The sequence below is a fragment of the Candidatus Poribacteria bacterium genome, assembly GCA_021162805.1.
Taxonomy (GTDB): domain Bacteria; phylum Poribacteria; class WGA-4E; order B28-G17; family B28-G17; genus JAGGXZ01.
Window position 1 is genome coordinate 1 of sequence record JAGGXZ010000190.1, and the last position, 19668, is coordinate 19668.

The following is a 19668-nucleotide window of genomic DNA, read 5'->3' on the forward strand; positions in this document are numbered from 1 at the left end:
CCATCGGTGCCATAGGCGGTTTCAGGTAATCAGGCGTTGGGGCTCGATCGGGTAGATCCGCAGGTGCGGGGATGGTCAGGGTCACATCTGCTTGATTTGTCTTAAGCCAATACCCTTCCCATGGCTCTAGGGTATCGTCGCTTGAAACGGTCTGATACTCATCTGATACCTCTATGCCGGCCTGTTTCTTCGTACCCTTCTCTTCCTCCGTGACGATCTTCCATCTGTATAGTGTTCCCTCCACAATCCCATCGCTAACTGCGTTATCAAACGGCTCCCCATTTATCTTCAGGTCGGATACCTTGACGGGCTTGATGAAGGGGTTACCTATGGGGTGCCATCCGGGGGATTGGAGCGTGAGCGTCACGTCGCCCTGATTCATCGCCCCTCCGACGTCGACCTCCACGTCCTCAGCCAGCCTAGTGAAATATCCATGGCCTGTCTGTAGGGCAACCTCTCCGATGTCATAGGGGTAGACCTTATATCCTCCGCTTTGAGTGTCGTATTGGAACATCTGGAACGGATCGATGTCATCACCGAGGTTGACGAAGGGTTCAGCCCGTTGGGGTGTTATGGGGACGGAGAAGAACTTCCAACCAGAAGTTCCTTTTTCCCATTCCGTTGCCACATACTCCGCTTTCTGCACGTCCAGTCGGAAGTATCTGGAGCTTTCGCCCTGATTCGTGTATTGATATGCCACCACGTAGCCGATCTCGCCAGTGACGGAGTCTGTAGGCGCCTGGGTTGGATCGAGGGTGATGACGTTTGATACGTTCCCCTGTTGGTCGAACTCCACCAATCGTAGAATCTGATATTGACGTGTCGTCTTGGTGAGCCTAACGGACGGCTGGTATTCGAGCGTGACGGTGGCCCCCTGTTTGGCGTTATCGATGACGAAGAACCAGTGGTGTGCCAATCTGCCGTCTGCGGGGCGGATATCACGGTCAAACCCGTTCTTCTTGTCCCCATCAATGAGGAAGGACAAACTTATTGGGGATTGGGAGGTCGAGGTCAGAGCGGGAACGGCTCTGACGTCCTTTTCATCCTTACCGTCGGTAGCTCCGTATTCAACTCCGGCTATGTTGTTGGAATCGGTTGTGACCCCATCGGTGACCCTCCAGTTGAGAGACCATGTTGGCTCGAATGGCGCGTCGGTTGTTCGGAAGGTCCATATGAAGGTGTTGTCCAGGGGATTTCCCGCAAGGTCATGGACGTCCGTCTTTATCTCGACGCGGTAGAAACCATTGGGCTTGAAAGGCGTGATGGGCACGAACACGGCTTTTCGGAGCGCTGGGCTGTAGGAGACGTATCCAGATACCATCTTACCTCCATCCAGGAGATCCGTGACATAGAAGGTTCTATCTGAAAAGTCGGTCGCCCTCATGTCATCGGTGAAGGTGACGCTGAGCTCTCCGTGGTAGATCCTCTCGCTATCCCTTGCCTGATAGTCGGGGACGGTGCACAGAACTGACGGCTTGGCGTCATCCACCATGAAGGTGACGAACGGCGGGTCAAGGTCTTTGTTGGAGGCCTTGTCCTCGGCGACAGCTCTCAGGGCGTATTCGCCAACGCCGAGGTTCCGTATCTGATCCTCCGGCCACCTGAATGTGAACTCCCTTCTGGGGGGTCTTCTGTCGAGCCTGTCGAACACTGTGACGTTGGAGTTATCCTTTTCTTCCTCCCACTCCATGCCTGAAAGGTCACACCATTCCTCCCATACGCCGTCGGGCCGCTTGGATCGGATCTGGAGCTGTATCTTAGCGATATCCATGTCTTCGGAGACGACCTCGATTTTGAACGGATTATCTGATGGGAAGAATTCGGGGCTGATTCGTTCGCCATCATATGGGGCGACCACGACAGCCCTGGGCGCCCTAAGATCGGCGAACTTCGGGTAGAGTGTGACCGATCGGTTGATGTGTTGATCTCCCTCCTCCTCAGCGATAATCCTAACCGTGTACTGCTTCTCACCTGAGTTATCTTTGTCGGCTTCGGGCGGATAGACGGAGACGTTAACGTAAGCGATGGAACCTTGCTTGGTGAGTTTCACCCTGTAGGGGGCCATATCTCCGTTGAACCTGACCGTGGGGTTATCCTCCTCGCCGTCGTTGAGCCGTTCGTACATGATGAAGTTGATATAGCCATTGTTTTCTAAAGATCGCTGCCCCGTGTATGTAAGCTTAACCTTATAGTGGGCGCCTTCATGATAGTCGAAGGTATCCGCGGTGTTTTGAACGAGTTCCATGGTGAAGTCCACGGCTTTGTTGGTGCCCGCCTCCCATGGATCGGATGTGTAGCTTCCGGGGTCTTGGAAGAAGATGGGCGTTCCCCATCTGGGATCGGCGCCGACCCTAACGGCGAGGTTATCTCCTACGTCGTCGTCCTGGAGAACGAACCCAACTTTCTGTTCCGTGCCCTTTCCACCTTCCCAGTTTCTGCCAAGCGTGTGAGTGGTAGTTAGACCGGCGGATGAGGTAAGAGCGAACTCTATGAAAGCCCCTGAGCCGAAAAAGTTGGCGCCAGCGCTGACGATGGATGAGTTGCTTATCGAAGTGGAGGAGCCAACGCTCGTGTCAATCGAGTAATAGGAGAAATCTCCGGCTTGAATCTTACGGGAATATTCAAAAGCGGGACCGGCGCTGAAAATGAGCATATCCATATCCTTCAGGTTATGATCTTTGGCGAAATCGTCGAACGTTTTCCTTTTGCTCTCATCCGGATCGTGCAGATATGGGACGTAGTCCCTGTTCCAGATGTAGGCGAGGTTATTCTCAAGCAGAGTATTCCATGTGTTATAGGCGTTCTGGAGTTTCTTCTTCTCCTCCTGCCTATCGGGGTCATCTCCGATATCATTTATCGTCCTTTGCAGATCATCTATGATGTTCTCGATATCCCGGATGGTATAGATATACTGGTTGCTAACATCGAGTATGTCATATGTTTTAACCTCCTCTGTCGAGAGTTCCCATTTTCGTTCGTTCTTGTTCCATCGGATGCCCATGAAGTATTTGGTCTGCAGTCCTAAGGTCCATCCTTCACCGAAGTAGATATCGCCTTTACCGGGGCCAACCAGGTCTGGTAGGGTGTCATCGGAAGGCGTCCTTAGCTGACGGTTCGGCGTGATCTCATACTGGACGAAATGCCCGAAACCTGGTATCGTATCTCCTCTCTTGAATCCCCAGGCTGTCACACCTATTTTAGCCAGCAGCAGGAGGTAGGATAAAGGTCCACTGAAGACCAATGTTGATCCTGTTACACCGGCGTAAGCGGCGCCTATGATAAACTTGTGTTGCACGGAGTCGGGCTCCTCATAGCTTAAAAGCCCCTTATCCTTCAGATCCTTAAATTCGGATTCGGAATCCGGCGATTTCTCAAACTTGAAACCCTCTATGGATCGCTCGTCGCTCCATGGTAACGGATAAACCGGTATCTCCTTATCCTTGATCTTTATACGCATATCCGTGATTATGCCTTTGACGGTCATCGTATCGTCCAGGAAAGAATAGCTGTGGTCCCCTGGAGGATCGTGCAGGACGGTATAGTTGACCACCGGAACGGAGACGATCTTTGCTGCTCCACCTTTTGAGACCACCCCCAACACGGTCACCTCTTTGGTCACCGTATCGCTGTCTTCATATCCCTCGGCTTCAGCCCAGAAGGTAACCGTCTTCGGCGCCGCAAGAGGCGGGTCGTCGTCCGTCTGTTTGGGCAATCCTGCTATAATTGTGTATTCCGTTTTGCCCTGATCCCCCTCAGGCTTATAATCGGTCACGACCTCTATCCTCTGTTCCTCCGCCTCATCAGGGGTCATCATGCTGACGTTATCAGTCACATGTAGGACGAAATTCTTCACGGGATGTCCATTTGCAGTGGCTTCGATGGTATAGGTATGTGAGCGGGGTTTGGGCGGATAATAGTACATGTATCCTTCAGGGTTATCGTTTTCGGTCAGGCCGAAGAGCTCCAGGAACTTCTGGCTTTCGACATCGAATAGCTTAGGATCTGGATAGACCGCCAGTTCTATCCTAACCGGTATGATCATGGTGACCTTGCCATCTTCCCCCGTCAGATCCACCTCTTTTCTCTCCGGCTTAGCTCCCTTGATATATACGGTATACTTGCCCGGGTTAAGCGTGAGTTTAAGCGTCCCTAACTCATCACCCTCCTGAACGACAGGCTCGTCGTTCACCGCCCCGTTAGTTCCCTCGACTGTGACCTTGATCGGATCGCCGGCGTTGGAGAAGTTATCCGGGTATTTGGCTATCGGGTTCCCGCCGGAGTCCTGGACGATCACCGTCAGCTCCCTGGTCGTATAATCGACGAAGTCGATATCGGTTCGAGCCCTATCGATGGTGATGAGGCCCGTGTCCGGATCATAGCCGTCCGGCGGTGTGTGGGTCGTATCGTCCGAATTGGTTCCCGCCAGGCGGATATCATGCCCCTCCTTCTCGGCGAGGAAGAGATATTTCCCGGCGAACAGCGGAAGGCTGTAATTCGTGTTAGCGGGGGAGGAAAGCGATTTCGTGCTGGGCAACGATCTTATAAGGCTGGTGGAACCGACGGGCTGGGCGGTCACCTTGACCCCGCTGACCAGGACATCAGCCTCGTTCTTCTTGATGCTATAGACGATCCGTCCGCCGACGGAGAAGACGCTGAGGTCAACGAAGTCAACTGCGAGTTGATTCGGCAGATCAAGCGTGAGCTCGACAACCTGGACGGCCTTCTTGAACTCGTGAGCTTTGTCCCCCTCGCCCTTACTGGCCCGGATCCGGTAGCTCCCGAGCGGCAGGTGGGTGAACTCATAATATCCCTTATCGTCCGTCTCCGTCCATATGCAGCCAGAGCCGACATGCATCCGATCATCGGAGTTCGCCGCCCGAATGAGCGCGTTTTCATCGACATGGCTTGAGGTGAGCGTCAATCGCACCCCTTTCACAGGGGTGCGCAGGTCGGCGGCTCGGACATACCCTGCGATCTTACCTGAGATCGCCTTAACACGCGTTACAGCCATCGTGCTCCATTTTCCGTACTCGGAGCGCACCTTCAACCCCACCTCATAATTCCCGGGCTCGGGGAACTCATACGTTGGGTTCCAGATGCCATGTACAACCACCGGATGTCCTTCAGAGGCCCAGGCATCAGCGGTATTGAGTAGAGATCCGTTATGTCCTTGCCCAGTTTCGTCATTAACGGTGTCTCCCTCACCCTCATCGAACTTCCAATAGAGCACGAGTCCGCTCTCGTTACCGATAAGTTCACCGTCCATATCGCTTCGGATCTCGTCGCCCGTTCGGACGACGTTCCAGATCATCACCTCATCTATGAAACCTACAAACGCCTCTCCGAAGCTACCCTGCGGCTGACCTACGATTAGGGTACCACCCTGGGTTAACGTCTCATCCCGAGCGACCGTGACCGAGTAGTCCTTAACCTCGGCGCCATCCTCATAGAGTTTGAACTGTCCATCTGAGCTTTGCCACGTTATGGCTATGTGATGCCATCTGCCATCGTTGACAGGCACCTTCGTTGAACTGTCGCTGGGCGTTACCTGTTCACCGGCGATGCGGAATTTGAGGTCACCATAGTCGTAGATCAGGAGATCGTCCGCGCTTCCATAGGAGATAGGGGTTCCCTTTTTAGCTTTATCCGACGATCGCATCCAGAATTCCACCGTGATGGCATTTGTGGGGAAGTCGCTGAAGCTATTCAATTCGACGTGATCATTTCCGCCGTTCAATTTCAGCGAACAGCCACCGTTGTCCGGGAAAAACCACGTCCAGTCCTTGATGTGTCCTATATCGTCCGCCTCAACGAAATCGGGATCGTTCCCCTCGAACTGGATCGGCGAATAGTTTCCACCCTGGATGCCCCCCCTATATGGTCCTCCGGGCATCGCCGTGGGCACACCGGATTCGATCTTCACATCCACGAACCCGGTTTTCTCAAGGATCAACCCTTCCGGAGTGGTCACCGTGACGGTGAAAGCCGCCTTATGGGTTCCCTCCTCGGTCCACGTGTATTCCGCCTCGCCGTTGCCCGTCGTGTCTATGGGTTCTCCCGGCGTCCACATCATATTTCTAACCCTATGTTCGTTGTTCAGGTTTTCCGTTCGTGCGCCGAAGCCGAACAGGTTGTGGGTTGAATCGTTCATGCGGCTTTGATAGGCGTCTCCGACGTCATATTCCAGCTTCAGCTTATGATCCATATAGACCTGGAACTTCCCCTGCTTGAACACGATCCTGAACGGCCGCCACTGGGCGTTATCGAGCGGTTTCGTCAGATCCACAGTCTTCAAGCGGCTGCCGTTATCGAGGAGCTGGATCTGTTCATCCCGCTCGTCGAAAGCAATAGTATACTGACCTTTCGCGTCGTTTTCCGATGTCGGCGTACCGGTGGCCCAGAGATAAACGTAGAAGGCGTCAGCATGACTACCTCCGCCTGACCAAAACTCGCCCGTCACGCTGAAGTCATCGCTCATAGGCATGTTAACGTATTCGACCTGACCGTTTTGGGCCTCCGTCAATCTGATATAATCTCCTTCATCCACGGCATCGCCCTTGAGCTGCGGGATGGGGATATCGCCGTTGACGCGCCATCGATACTCCACAGAGGCGCCTGGATAGCTGGTGGTGTTGGTGAGATTACCCTTAAGTCTAATCGGTTTATTCGTCCTTCCCGAATATTGTCCGTTTATTCCTCCCGGGTCCAGTTGGGGGATGGGGTAAACGGCCACTGTAAAGGTCTTCTCCTCGCTCTCGATGCCGTAGTTGGTGACCGCTTTACACTTGAGCTGATAGCTTTGAGCTGAGTTCCACGTGTAGGAGACCACCTCATCCCTTCCCTGTTCCAGCTCGGTGTTGTCGAAACTCCAGATGAATTTATCGATCTCATCGACGCTATTCTTCGCCTCGCCGTTCGCCATCAGGCGGACCGGCTGTCCCGCAACTCCGATGTATTTGCCGTTATACCAGAAGACATCCCCTGAATCGATGACGTCCTGAGGGGGTGCGTCGGAGACCGTCGGGCGTTGCCAGACGCGAACGGGGATCTCCAGCATTTCCGATATTATCGTCTCCTTCATCTTAGTGGAGCTTGAATTTTTCTTGTAGAGCACGTAGCAGTAGATTACATAGTCGCTGGCAGATTTATTGAAAGTGTAACTCATATTGGGCTCAGTTGTTTCGCACGTGAGATCCGAGAAAGATGGTTTAGGATTAGTCGCCAGCGGTATATTTTCGGGATCGGTCCAATAATACTCACGGTAGGGGTACCCCGAACCGCTTAGATCATCGGCCTCTATGGTGAAAGATCTACTCTCATCTCCCAGCGGGACGTTCACCTTTTGGTTCGGTCCCATCTCGGGTGAGACGAGCCGGAGTTGCGGTGGGTGCTGCTGGCTCAGGTGGAGATAGACCCGAACGTAGTCGATATCTATCTCCGCGTCGTCATCATCAGGTGCTGATCCGTATCCATCAGGGGCGTAAATCCTCACATGGATCTCATATGGGCTGTTGCCGTCCGGGGAGCCGATGCGATATTGACTCTGATCGGTGTAGACGTCATATAATGTTGTGCTCTTATAGTGATAATCGTTGTTGGCGATGTTGTTCAGGAACTCCCCCTTCTCATCGTACTCCGCATTTCGGAAATCCCTGACGTAAAACTTCGGCGGACGGTCCTCATTGCCGTACTTCGAATCCCCGTAATCTGTTCCGTCATATTTTATTTCGATCGAAATCCACTTGATAAGCCTATGGTCATATAGCTCCTGCGGCACTTTAAAGAAATAAGCGACCTTCGCATCGGAGAGGCGGATGGCGTGGCCTAGATCCTTACACTGCCAATCGCCGCCGTTCTCCTTGTAGTAATTGTACTCCTGCCCTTTGGCCTCCATCACATATTTGTTTCCATCATACTGGCCCTTGTCTATGACTATGCCACCATTCTCATCATAGTAGCCATTAGTTGTATCTGTGTGATTCTCATCTCGATAGTGAGTTTCCCACGCAAGCGCTTGATTAAATCCGAGCGTCCCTATCGCTGAGACGATAAGGATTAAGACCAGAAATAAATGCCTGTAGGCCTCGGTCCTATTCACCTTCATAGCGCTGTTCCTCCATTTTGAAGCTAAGGGGATGGTTCATATACCTAGGTTATGAGCCATCCCAAGCTAAGTCGCTTATGCTTAGGGTAAGCAAGGTGCATGCCTAAGGGGAATTCAGGATATACGCCGATTCCGGAAAGGCGGGGCGCTATTAACATGTTATTAAAACACGAATAGCATGTTAATAAGGTGTTAATAGGCATGTTAAGGGAGCCTATATCGCGCCCAACGCCGTTCCCCCTCGCGTTTGAGCAGGCCGTACTCATACAGCTTGTTCAAAAGGTAGGAGGCGCGGCGCAGATCTACCGAAAGCAGGTGCTGGCACTCCGAGTTGCTGATGCTCCCATGTTTCTCCACATATTCCAATATCCTCTCCTCGTCACTCACCCCATCACCCGAAGAGCGTTTTTGAGCCCGTTTGACGACGAGCTCTCTGAGATATTCGAGATCAGATAGAGCTCCGTCGATTTGACCGGCCGAGATAATGGCGGGGGATGAGGAAATTCCACCGTATGTGATGAAGTACAGATGTTCCGGTCGAATGACCCCATCGCCGCTCTTAATCAGCGCATGCTCGATGATGTTCTTCAGCTCGCGAACGTTCCCAGGGAAGCTGTATCTCTCCAGCAAAGAGAGGGCTTCAGGGGTGATGGCCGGTTCCTTTATCCCCATCTCCGAGGCGAACATATGCAGGAAATGCTCGGTGAGAAGCGGTATGTCCTCTCTATGCTCCCTCAGAGGAGGTATGGTAACGGTGAACCGGGCAAGGCGGAAGTAAAGATCCTCCCGGAAACTGCCCTCGGCGATCTTAGCCTTGAGGTTCTGGTTCGTCGCGGCCAGTATTCTCACGTCAACCTGTCTCTCACGCGTGCTCCCGACGGGGAGGATCAAGCCCGTTTCAATGGCACGCAGCAGCTTAGGCTGCAGATCCAGCGGCATATCGCCGATCTCGTCCAGGAAGAGCGTCCCCCCATCTGCCAGCTCAAAATATCCCTTACGGCTGGAGGTGGCTCCGGTGAACGCACCTCTCACATGCCCGAAAAAGGCCGACTCGGCCAGGTCCCTGGGAACGGTCGAGCAGTTGACGGCGATGAAGGGACCTTTCGAACGCTTGCCGCCGAAATGTATCGCCCGTGCGATCAGCTCCTTGCCGGTTCCGCTTTCCCCCATGATCAACACGCTCGTCCTCTCCACGCTCTGGAGCTTACGGACGTCATCCAATATTCCGGCGATGGTTTTACTTTTGCCGATGAAGCTCTCGATCCCCCAACGTTCGGCCTCCCGCTGAGAGATGAGCGTGAGATGTTCGTCCACCCTCTGAAAGGCCTCCTCCGCCCGATCGCGGGCCACCTCCGCCTCTCTGCGCCTGGCGATCTCCTGTTGAAGCCGTCGATTGGCCTGCTCCAACTCAGCGGCCCGTTTCTCCAACTCGCGGTTCCTCTCCTCCAGTTTATCCCTCAGTAGCTTGATCTCGATATGGGTTTTGACCCTGAGCAGCACCTCCTCGGTCTCATATGGCTTGGTGATATAGTCCACTCCGCCCACTCGGAACCCTTCGAGGATGCCTTCCTTGTCATCCCGCATCGTCACGAAGATCACGGGGATATGACGTGTGGTCTCGTCCTCCTTCAGCCTGCGGCACACCTCAAAGCCGTCCATCCCCGGCATCAGGACGTCCAGGAGGATCAGATCCGGCAGGACGCCCTTTGCCGTTCTCAACGCCGCCTTGCCGCTGGAGGCGCCGAGGATGCTATAGCCCTCTGGCTCCAGAACATCACGCAACACCTTCAGGTTCGCCGGAACGTCATCTACGATAAGGATCAAAGGCTGTCTATTCATGGCGGACAACCTCTAAAATGCTTAGGATTCCCTCCATATCGAAGTTTCGGCTTAGCTCACGCAGTTGCTCCGCCAACCGAGCACCTTCCTCCCCTATCTGTTCAACCTCCTGGAGCAACCTTTCCAGCTCCGTCACGTGTCCATACTCTGCCGCCTCCCTCAGGCGCGAGATAAGGCCCTCCGGGAGGGTTATCCTCGAAGGATCCACGGGAGTAAGAGCTGCTATTTCGTCCCTCACCTCATATTTAACATGCAAGAGGTGTGCCAAACACTCATAGACCCGTTCGGCGCGAACGGGCTTGGCTATGAAATCGTCGAACCCAGCCTCGAGATATCTGCGCTGCTCGTGGATCAAGGCGGAGGCCGAGACGGCGACGATCTTGGGGGGAGGTGAATCGGGGAACTCCAGGATGCGTCGAGCAGCTTCGATTCCATCCATGACCGGCATGCGTATATCCATGAACACGATATCGGGTCTATGGACGCGAGCGGCCTCCACCGTCTCTCTCCCATCCTCGGCCGTTATCACCGAAACCCCGATATCCGAAAGAAGCTGCGACAGTACCTCCCTGTTCTCCCTGTTATCGTCCGCGACCAAAGCTTTAACCTCATAACCATCCGCCAGATGCATCACCCGTTCGGAATCAGTCAGATGCTTCGAGCGTTCTTCCCCGATGAGCCTAAGCGGCAGGGAGAAGAAGAATCGAGACCCCCGCCCTACCGTGGATTCCACCCTGATTTCCCCTCCCATCAGGCGGACATACTCCCTTACGATCGCAAGCCCTAAGCCGGTGCCTCCCTTTTTAGCGCCGTTCACGCCTTGTGAGAAGGGCTCGAAGATCCCCTGTCTCTCCTCAGGAGGTATGCCGATGCCGGTATCGATAACCTCAAAGCGGAAGAGGCCTTCCCCCTCCTCGCATACCCTCAGAACGACCTCACCCGATTCCGTGAACTTCACAGCGTTGGAGAGCAGGTTCATCAGTATCTGGCGGAGTTTGCCCTCATCACCGTAAACCAGTGGATGTGTGTGAGCGACATCCCATTCCACCCGCCAAGCCAGTCCCTTCTGTTCACAGCGAAGCTGGAACATCACGGATAACCCATCGATCAGCCGGAAGAGGTCGAACTCCGCCTCCTGCAACTCCAACCGCCCCGCCTCGATCTTAGAGATATCGAGCACATCGTTGATCAGGGCTAACAGGTGGTTTCCGCTCTCCTCGATGGTTTCAATCGCTGCTCGCTGATAGGGGGAGAGACTGGAGTCACGCTTGAGGATCTGAGTATATCCCAGGATCGCATTCAGCGGTGTCCGGATCTCATGGCTGATGTTGGCCAGGAAGATGCTCTTGGCCTGGTTGGCTCTCTCCGCGGCCCTTCTGGCTGCCTCCGCCTCCTCCTTTGCCTTTTGAAGTTGAGCGTTCTTCCGACGCTCCTGCTCGAGCAACCGGGTCCGTAATCTACGCGACACCCCCCGCTGGGCGTAATAACGGAGGCCCAGAATTGAGGCGATAGCTATCAACGCCAGAAAACCCCCCGCCGAGGGGATAACGATCCAACCGTTGAAATACCACGGCGGGACAACCTTCAGGGGGATACGGGCCGGTTCGGAGTAGTTCAGATCCCGGTCTATCGCCTGAACCTCGAAGAGATAAGAGCCCGGCTTCTGAGGCCTCCAATCGAAATAGGGGGATGAGGTGATAAATTCCCTTTTCTTTCCAGCCCCTTTGATCTGAACGAGATACCGACGTTTTCCCGGATAGGTGTTGAAGTCAAGGGACTGATACTCAATCGTCACCCGGCTCCCCGCCGTGATCTCCGGAATCAAGCTCGGATCGGTGTATCTCCGATCTGACTGCACCGAAACGATATGAACCGTAGGGGGTGAGAAACTGGGATGATAACGGCTAAGCCCTTCGTTTGTGCCGAACCATAGATTTCCCTCCCTGTCCTCATAGATGGAATAGACCGTGTTGTTCGCGAGCCCATCACGGGTGTTCAGCGACATCCACGCCGTGCCGTCATAGACGGCAACTCCGGCGGAATCCGTCCCCAGCCAGAGCCTCCCCCTGGAATCGGTGTACATCACCCAAACCTGGTTGTCCGGCAACCCTTCCTCCTTCGTGAGGCTGAGGAAGCGCTGTCCGTCATAGCGGGAGATCCCCTCGCTCGTAGCGAACCAGAGCATTCCATCGATCCCACGATGAATCGCCTCAACCTTATCGCTCAGCAACCCATCCTTCACCCTGAAATTCAGAATACGGTCCCCGTCGTACCGATACACCCCTCGCTTCTCAGTTCCGAACCATAGTATCCCATCCGGGTCGATGTAGATGGATCTGACATGGCAGTACAACGAATCGGCGCCGAAATCCAGTCTCTCGAAAGTAAGCTGTTTCGGATCCAGACGAGAGATGCCCCGCGTTCTTGCTCCCACCCATAGCGTCCCATCGGGTGCACCATCGATCACGGTAACCCGATTATACTGTAGCCCATTTCCCTCGTTGAGGATCTTAAAACGGCGTCCGTCATATCGGCATATCCCTCCGCCATTGGTACCGAACCATAACGTTCCATCCGAATCTCGATATATGCTCTGGATCGAGTCGCTCGGCAGACCGTTCCGGGAGATGAAATTGACAAACCTCTTTCCGTCATAGCGGGATGCTCCGCCGCTCGTGCCGAACCACAGGTTGCCATCCTTATCCTCGACGATCGAGAGGATCCTATTATGAGGCAACCCATCCTGAGTGGTGAAGTTAACAAATGAATTAGGGTCATATCTGGAGACTCCACCACGGTAGGTTCCAAACCATAAGTTCCCATATCTATCACAGTAAATAGCCCTCACCTGGGAATAGGTCAAGCCATCTTGAGCGGTGAAACTGATGAAACCTTCGCCATCGTAACGCGATACGCCGGCATCAGTCCCGATCCACAGGGCTCCATCTTTACCCCTGGCGATCGCATATACGTGGTTATCCGACAATCCGTCTCGAACTGTGAAATTGACGAACGTTTTACCATCGTAGCGTGAAAGCCCTGTCCTTGTCCCGATCCACAGAACATCGTCTGTATCTCGATAGATGACATATATGTTTTCGCTTACAAGCCCGTCCTCAGAGGTGAAAGCCCTGAACCGGCCCTTATTATAACGGACGAGGCCTTTGGAAGTCCCAAACCAGAGCGCCCCATCGGAGGTTTGGGTGATCGCCCTGACGTTATCATTCGGAAGACCATCCTTTTCGGTGAAGCTGATCCAACTTTTTCCGTCATATCGGGAAACCCCCTTATCCGTACCGATCCACAGATTTCCATCAGAATCGCGGTATACTGCCTGAACTACATCAGATATAAGTCCGTTATCCCTGGTGAAATTGAGGAACTTCTCCCCGTCGTAGTGCGAAAGACCGCCATATCGGGTGCCGAACCATAAACTGCCGTCCTTATCAGCATAGATAGTTGTCACCCGGTTGGCGACCAATCCGTCCCTTTTCGTGAAATTGACAAAGCTTTCTCCATCGAAGCGCGAGAGGCCCTCGGCAGTCCCAAACCACAGATTACCCATTTTATCGCTCTGAATAGCGTAGACTTTATCATTCGCCAATCCGTCGAGGTATGTATAGTTGTGCCATGTACCCTTCTTAAATGGGGCGAACCGGAAGTCAATACCTGAAAGCGTTCTACCTCCCTCGACCCTCAGAGTATGCGGATAATATAGATACCCTCTGCCCGTGTAGCATCTCACGCGATATTTCCCTGGCCTTAGATTAACGAATTGATACTGACCGTTCTCATCGCTTAATGTGGTGGATGCGACACGAGATGCCCGTACCGCTTGTACCACTATGCCCCCATGAGGGGTATCATCATATGTCAGGAGCACCCCTGAGATGCTAACTGCCGGCATCACGCTGAGATTGAGAACCCGACGCTCACCAGGCAGAACCCGAATCCCAAGCCTCCAACTCCCTTTCTGCTCCCATGTGGCAGAAAGATCGTAAGGTTTGGAGTTGGGATAAAAAACCAGGTGATAATTCCCCATGTTATCGGTAATGGCGCTCGCCACATCCCTCCCATCCTGCTCAAGTTGAACCGTAGCTTTGCTGAGATGAGAGCCCATCTTATCTGTGACTTTACCCGAAAGCACTGCCGGACGGGGTAGATCACCCGGCGCTGGGAGTTCTGCTTCGACACAGTGAGCTCCTCCCTTCAGCGCGCCATCATACCCATTCGGCGATAGATCACGGGCATCCCCAGAGTCGAAGTTCCATAACCCCACCAATCCCTTCTCATCTCCCCTCAGCTTTCGGAACATATCCGACCGTATCTGCTCCCCACTGCGGGCCACGCCCCAAACCCTCACCTCGTCGATCTGCCCTTTGAAATACTCATTAGCCGACCACAGCGGCCTACCGATATAGTTGTGCTCGTCATTTCCGATGGAGGAGAAGCTGCCGCTATATTCGTGCTCTCCGACCATGACCCCGTTGAGGTATAGCTTCATCCCTCCCCTGCCCGAGACGGCTGCGATATGACACCATTGCCCTGTTTTCAGGATACTGGGCACTTTGATGAGGTTCAACTTCAGGTTGTCGTAGATGAAGTACTGCAGGTCTGAGCCGAACATGTTGTTATTTATCGCCATTGCCCGCCATTTCTCCCCGTTGCCGAAACCGAGGGGTTGGGAGAAATACCCGAACCTCTCCCATTTGACCCACGCCTCCACGGTGGCTTGGGAGAGATCGTTGAAGATGTCGGAGGGCAGTTGGACGTAATCATCCTTGCCGTCCAATTGAAGCACGAGGTTTCGCGTTTCAGCGGGGGATAAGTCCTGAAGGGCAAGACAAAGTGTAACTGATAAAAGCACATAAAACCCACGCATGATACTGCCTATTTCCTTCTATTATTCCAAACGTCATTTGGACTCTAGCGCCTTACCGTGGAAATCCTCACAATAAATTTTATCAGCTCTCGCGGATGAAATCAAATGTCCATGTCAGGATATAGGGGTTTTCAACGCTTTTCGCCAGCGCTGTAGTGGCAAGCCCCCATGCCTGCCAGATTCAGGGGCACGCACAGGGGAATGTCCTTACCACACCTGGTTATGCCAAATCATTGAAAAGCCCTGGTCAGGATACTCAGATTGCCCATGTTGACATTAATCCCGGCTCATGTTAGCATATGTGAGGAACAACGGCCTTACGGTGAAGATATGAAGTTCTGGGTTAAAAAGAAGGGAAAAGAGGAGATCTTCGTCGGTTTCGCCGATGAGATCGGCATACTTGACCTTCAGGGCGTTGAGGAGTACACTCAGAATGAGAACGTCAAAAAGGTGTACCTGATAGCGAGGAAACCCCTAGGCGAAAGGGTACTTGAATACCTGAAGACCCGCTCTGCCCTTAAGGGGAAAATCGAATTCAAGCGGGCCGATAGGCTCAGGGACGAGGTCAGAAAGATCAAAAGGATGAACTCCCAGCATTATAAGGTCAAGGTCTACGATCTGAGGGAGTTCGGTAAAAGGGCGATGAGCCTGGACCCATGTTAAGGAGGTTGAGATATGGCCTTTGGGATATTCGTTCTCTCGCTTGTCTGGTTCTTCGCCATGTACAAATTCTACGGCGGATTTCTCTCCCGAAAGATTTTCAAGCTGGACGATTCCAAGGTCACGCCGGCCCATGAGCTTAGGGACGACGTGGATTACGTGCCGACGAACAAATGGGTGGTTTGGGGACATCATTTTACCTCCATAGCGGGCTTAGGTCCGATAGTTGGTCCGGCCATAGGGATAATCTGGGGATGGGTGCCGGCTGTGCTGTGGGTGACGTTGGGGACGGTCTTCCTGGGTGGGGTGCATGATTTCTCCGCCCTTGTCATATCGCTCAGGAATAAGGGGATGTCCATAGGTGAGATCACCACCCAGATCATCGGCAGAAGGGCCAAGTATCTCTTCATGAGCATAATCTTTCTGGAACTGTGGGTGGTCATAGCGATCTTCGCCATGATAATGGGGATTTTGTTCAAGATGTATCCCAGTTCCGTTTTCCCCGTGTGGATGGAGATACCGATAGCGGTGATCCTCTCGTATATGGTTTTCAGGAGAGGCAAGAGCCTGGAGTTATGGTCATGGATAGCGCTCCTGGCGATGTACGCCACGGTCGCCATAGGTGTTTTCATACCGGTGGAGATCCCCGGGGGGCAGGCGGTCGTGATCTGGCTTGTGATCTTGATGATCTACGCCTACATCGCTTCCACGCTGCCCGTTGAGACCCTACTTCAGCCGAGGGATTATATCAATTCACATGAGCTTCTGGTCGCTATGTTTTTGATCTTTCTGGGAGCGGTGGTAACTTTCATCCGCGATCCCGCCCATCTCGGTTTCGCCGCGCCGGCCATCAACCCATCGCCCAGCGGAGCACCTCCGATCTGGCCTTTCCTGTTTGTAACGATAGCCTGCGGTGCCATCTCCGGGTTCCACTCCCTCGTCGCCTCTGGAACCTCATCGAAACAGATCGATAGGGAATCTGACTCGAAGTTGATCGGGTATGGAGGGATGATCGCTGAAGGGATATTGGCCTCGTTGGTTATTTTGGCCGCTGCCGCCGGTTTCGGAGCTATAGGGAAAGGGCTTAGCGCCGGATCGGCTGCCTGGGCCGCTCACTATAAGGATTGGGCCGCGGCGAGCGGGCTGGGGGCCAAGATAGGGGCGTTCGTGACCGGATCCGCGAACATGCTCGGATATGTCTTCGGCCACAGCAGATACGTGCGTGAACTGATGATGACCATCATGGGCGTCTTTATTGTCAGCTTCGCCGGAACAACCCTTGACACGGCCACCAGAGCCCAGAGATACATCATACAGGAGTTCGGACGAAGCATCAGATGGGGATGGCTGACCGGCAAACACATCGCCACTTTGATCGCCGTCATCTCGGCCTTCGCCCTCGCGATGGTCAAGCCCGGAGGACAGGGGGCACTTATCCTGTGGCCCCTTTTCGGAGCGATAAACCAGCTCCTGGCGGGATTGGCGCTCACGGTGACTACCCTCTATCTGGCTTTCAGAAAAGCCAAACCGTGGGTGACCGGAATACCGATGAGTTTCATGATCTTCATGACCGGCTGGGCGATGATCAAGAACATCCAGAAGTTCTATCAGACGCATAACTGGCTGCTCTTCTGCGTCGGCTGGGTGGTTTTCGCTCTGATGATCTGGCTGGTGGTGGAGGCGATCATCGCCCTCACCAGAGGCAAATATGAGGTGGATTATAGCTGAGTAAATATGGTATAATCTCGAATGTGATGAAGAGACTAAAATCCAAGAAGGAGAGGTAAGATGTCACAGACTCTCATCTCGGCAGGAAAGAAGAGGAAGATAAAGCTTCTTGCAGATTCAGATGGCAAGTTCAGGATGATGGCCATTGATCAGCGAGGTTCAATGGTCAGGATGCTTTCCAAGGTCTTAGGGGTGGATCCGAGCGAGATAAAGTACGAGGATCTGGCTAAAACCAAAATGATGATCACCAAGGTCCTTTCGCCGTATTCCAGCGCGACCTTAACCGATCCGGTTTACGGCTATCCCTATTCGGTGGATTATATCCCTAGGGACGTCGGATTGCTCCTGGCGTTTGAGGAAACAGGATATGAAAAGGCCGGCGCCAACGGGCTTGAACGCAGATCCAGACAGATAGAGGGATGGTCGGTTGAAAAGGCGGTTCGTGCCGGCGCCAACGCCATCAAGCTGCTCATCTATTATCGTCCCGAAGCGTCAGACGAGACCCTCGAGCACCAACAGAATTTCATCAAGTTCGTCGGGCAGGAGTGCGAGAAGTACGATATCCCCTTCCTCCTCGAACTGGTCGGCTATCCGCTTCTGGAGGATGAGGTGGCAGCAAGTCCCGATCCGGCTAAACCCACAAATGATACCCCCGTTTACGCCAAACGCAAACCGGAGATCGTCAGACGCACCGCCGAGGAGTTCTCAAAGCCCGAATATAAGGTCGATATACTCAAGCTGGAATTCCCCGCCGATCTGAAGTATACGGAGGAATACTGCAAGGGAACTTTCGACGGCAAGGACAGAGAGCCCGTCTATAACCTCGATGCCGTTAAGGATTTCTGTAAGGCTGTGGACGAGGCTTCACAGGTACCATGGGTGATCCTGAGCGCAGGCGTTGACATAGAGGAGTTCGTTGAGAACGTGAAATTCGCCACCGAAGCGGGGGCATCCGGATTGCTCTGTGGAAGGGCGATCTGGAAGGAAGCCGTCAACTTCTACCCCGATTTGGAGGCCATGGAGAAATGGCTTATGACCAGCGGGGTGAACAATTTCAAGAAGATCTACGAGGTATATACCGCCGCCAAACCCTGGTTCGAACACAGAAAATTCAAGAGCTATGCCGACGCCGGGTTCGGCGGCTCCGATGAGTGGTACAAAAATTACTAAAGGTGATCTGATAAGGGGGAAGGGGGTGTATGTGAGCCTTCTTCCCCCTTCTCGCATCCAGCGGTATTCCCCACCTTAAATAAACGCTCATATTATCGCCGAGTGTAGCAAAGATCTGAGAGGTCAAAAGTGCTTATTTCTCAGGGCGAAAAGGAAGGAGGAACCAGAAGCGGAAAACGTTACAACGTTAAACGTTGAACGTGCAACGGATTTCCTTTCTCCTCGTTCCTCCTCATGGGTAACCGCTACACTCAAAGGGAATTTGAGTGTAAATAGATGGGAGAAAATGAGCCTTAATCCAATCGGACCGATCATCGTGGGAGCGGTCATAGGGTTGCTTTCAGGCTTCTTCGGCGTCGGCGGCGGATTTCTGTTGACACCCACCCTGAACATCATCTTGAACATCCCTTATAATATAGCCGTGGGAAGCGGGCTGTGTCAGATGATCGGCACCTCCATCTCCGGCCTCAGAAGGCATCATCGACTGGGCAACATCAGCTATAAGCTCGGTTTGATCATGTTAGGGGGCAACGTCGCCGGCGTCCTCGCGGGGACTCATCTCCTTAACGGGCTTAAATCCATGGCTCAGATCAGGATCGGTTCCGTTACTATAAACGCTTTGGACCTGATCCTAAATCTCATCTTCGCCCTCCTGCTCCTGGGAATCGGGGTGATGATGGGGCTGGAGGCGAGGAGGTGGACGGGAAGGGAAAGTGAACCTGGAACGAGGTTTAAAGGCCTCTCGCCCAAGATATCCGTGGCGGAACAGGTCGAAGTCTCCATACCCATGATATTGATGGCCGGATTCATCATCGGTCTGATGACGGGCCTTCTCGGGATAGGAGGAGGAGTGGTGATCATGCCCATATTCGTCTATCTTCTGGGTGTGCCGACCAAAATGGCCGTGGGAACGAGCCTTTTCCTGGTTCTATGCTCAGCGTTTGTGGGCACGATAGGTCATGCCCTAAGCGGAAACGTGAGTCTTCAACTGGTGATCTATACGATGATAGGCTCTACAGCGGGAGCTCAGGTCGGTGCGGCTCTCACATCGAGGGTTAAAGCTCGAAGGATAAGAGGATATTTCTCCGTCGTGACCCTCGCCGCCGCAGGGATGGTGATATTCAAGCTTATCAGGACCCTCCGTTGATCTAATCGCAGAAGGAGCCATACCCTGGAGATGATGGGTATCTCCGCCTCCAGGGTTGACTTATCCTGAGCTAGGAAATATCATTTTAAGCGAGAGATGCCATGGAGCAATCTATAGTCGCGCTCGGGGACAAGATGC

The 19668-nt window shown here is 53.4% G+C and carries 7 protein-coding genes; 4 read left to right on the forward strand and 3 right to left on the reverse strand.

Annotation, left to right across the window (positions count from 1 at the left end; genetic code table 11):
• From J7M22_15385 to J7M22_15395, 3 genes are all read right to left on the reverse strand, one after another.
• Window positions 1-8104, reverse strand: an 8104-nt coding sequence (locus J7M22_15385) for an Ig-like domain-containing protein (protein ID MCD6507989.1), incomplete at its 3' end; no start/stop codon positions are given.
• 204 nt (window positions 8105-8308) lie between these two features.
• Window positions 8309-9943 (reverse strand): sigma 54-interacting transcriptional regulator, encoded by a 1635-nt coding sequence (locus tag J7M22_15390; protein MCD6507990.1) that lies wholly within the window; start codon window positions 9941-9943, stop codon window positions 8309-8311.
• Entirely contained in the window at window positions 9936-14825 is a 4890-nt protein-coding gene (locus J7M22_15395) for a response regulator (GenBank protein MCD6507991.1), read from the reverse strand. Before J7M22_15395 ends, J7M22_15390 begins: the two co-directional genes overlap by 8 nt.
• Window positions 14826-15092: 267 nt before the next feature.
• Between J7M22_15395 and J7M22_15400 the strand changes: the two genes are divergently transcribed.
• The 4 genes from J7M22_15400 (at window position 15093) to J7M22_15415 (ending at window position 19530) form a co-directional block, all read left to right on the forward strand.
• Window positions 15093-15488, forward strand: a complete 396-nt coding sequence (locus J7M22_15400; protein MCD6507992.1) for a hypothetical protein — start codon at window positions 15093-15095, stop codon at window positions 15486-15488.
• 12 nt (window positions 15489-15500) lie between these two features.
• Window positions 15501-17213 carry a carbon starvation protein A gene (locus J7M22_15405; GenBank protein MCD6507993.1) on the forward strand — a complete coding sequence of 571 codons (1713 nt, stop codon included), beginning with the start codon at window positions 15501-15503 and terminating at the stop codon, window positions 17211-17213.
• Window positions 17214-17273: 60 nt separating this feature from the next.
• Entirely contained in the window at window positions 17274-18383 is a 1110-nt protein-coding gene (locus J7M22_15410) for a tagatose 1,6-diphosphate aldolase (GenBank protein ID MCD6507994.1), read from the forward strand.
• A gap of 286 nt (window positions 18384-18669) precedes the next feature.
• Window positions 18670-19530 carry a sulfite exporter TauE/SafE family protein gene (locus J7M22_15415; GenBank protein ID MCD6507995.1) on the forward strand — a complete coding sequence of 287 codons (861 nt, stop codon included), beginning with the start codon at window positions 18670-18672 and terminating at the stop codon, window positions 19528-19530.
• Window positions 19531-19668: the final 138 nt, after the last annotated feature.

What these genes read in the sequence shown, in the direction of transcription:
- J7M22_15415 (MCD6507995.1), top strand. Translation starts at nt 18,670, where the DNA reads ATGAGCCTTAATCCAATCGGACCGATCATCGTGGGAGCGGTCATAGGG.
- J7M22_15405 (MCD6507993.1), top strand. Translation starts at nt 15,501, where the DNA reads ATGGCCTTTGGGATATTCGTTCTCTCGCTTGTCTGGTTCTTCGCCATG.
- J7M22_15395 (MCD6507991.1), bottom strand. Translation starts at nt 14,825, where the DNA reads ATGCGTGGGTTTTATGTGCTTTTATCAGTTACACTTTGTCTTGCCCTT.
- J7M22_15410 (MCD6507994.1), top strand. Translation starts at nt 17,274, where the DNA reads ATGTCACAGACTCTCATCTCGGCAGGAAAGAAGAGGAAGATAAAGCTT.
- J7M22_15400 (MCD6507992.1), top strand. Translation starts at nt 15,093, where the DNA reads ATGTTGACATTAATCCCGGCTCATGTTAGCATATGTGAGGAACAACGG.
- J7M22_15390 (MCD6507990.1), bottom strand. Translation starts at nt 9,943, where the DNA reads ATGAATAGACAGCCTTTGATCCTTATCGTAGATGACGTTCCGGCGAAC.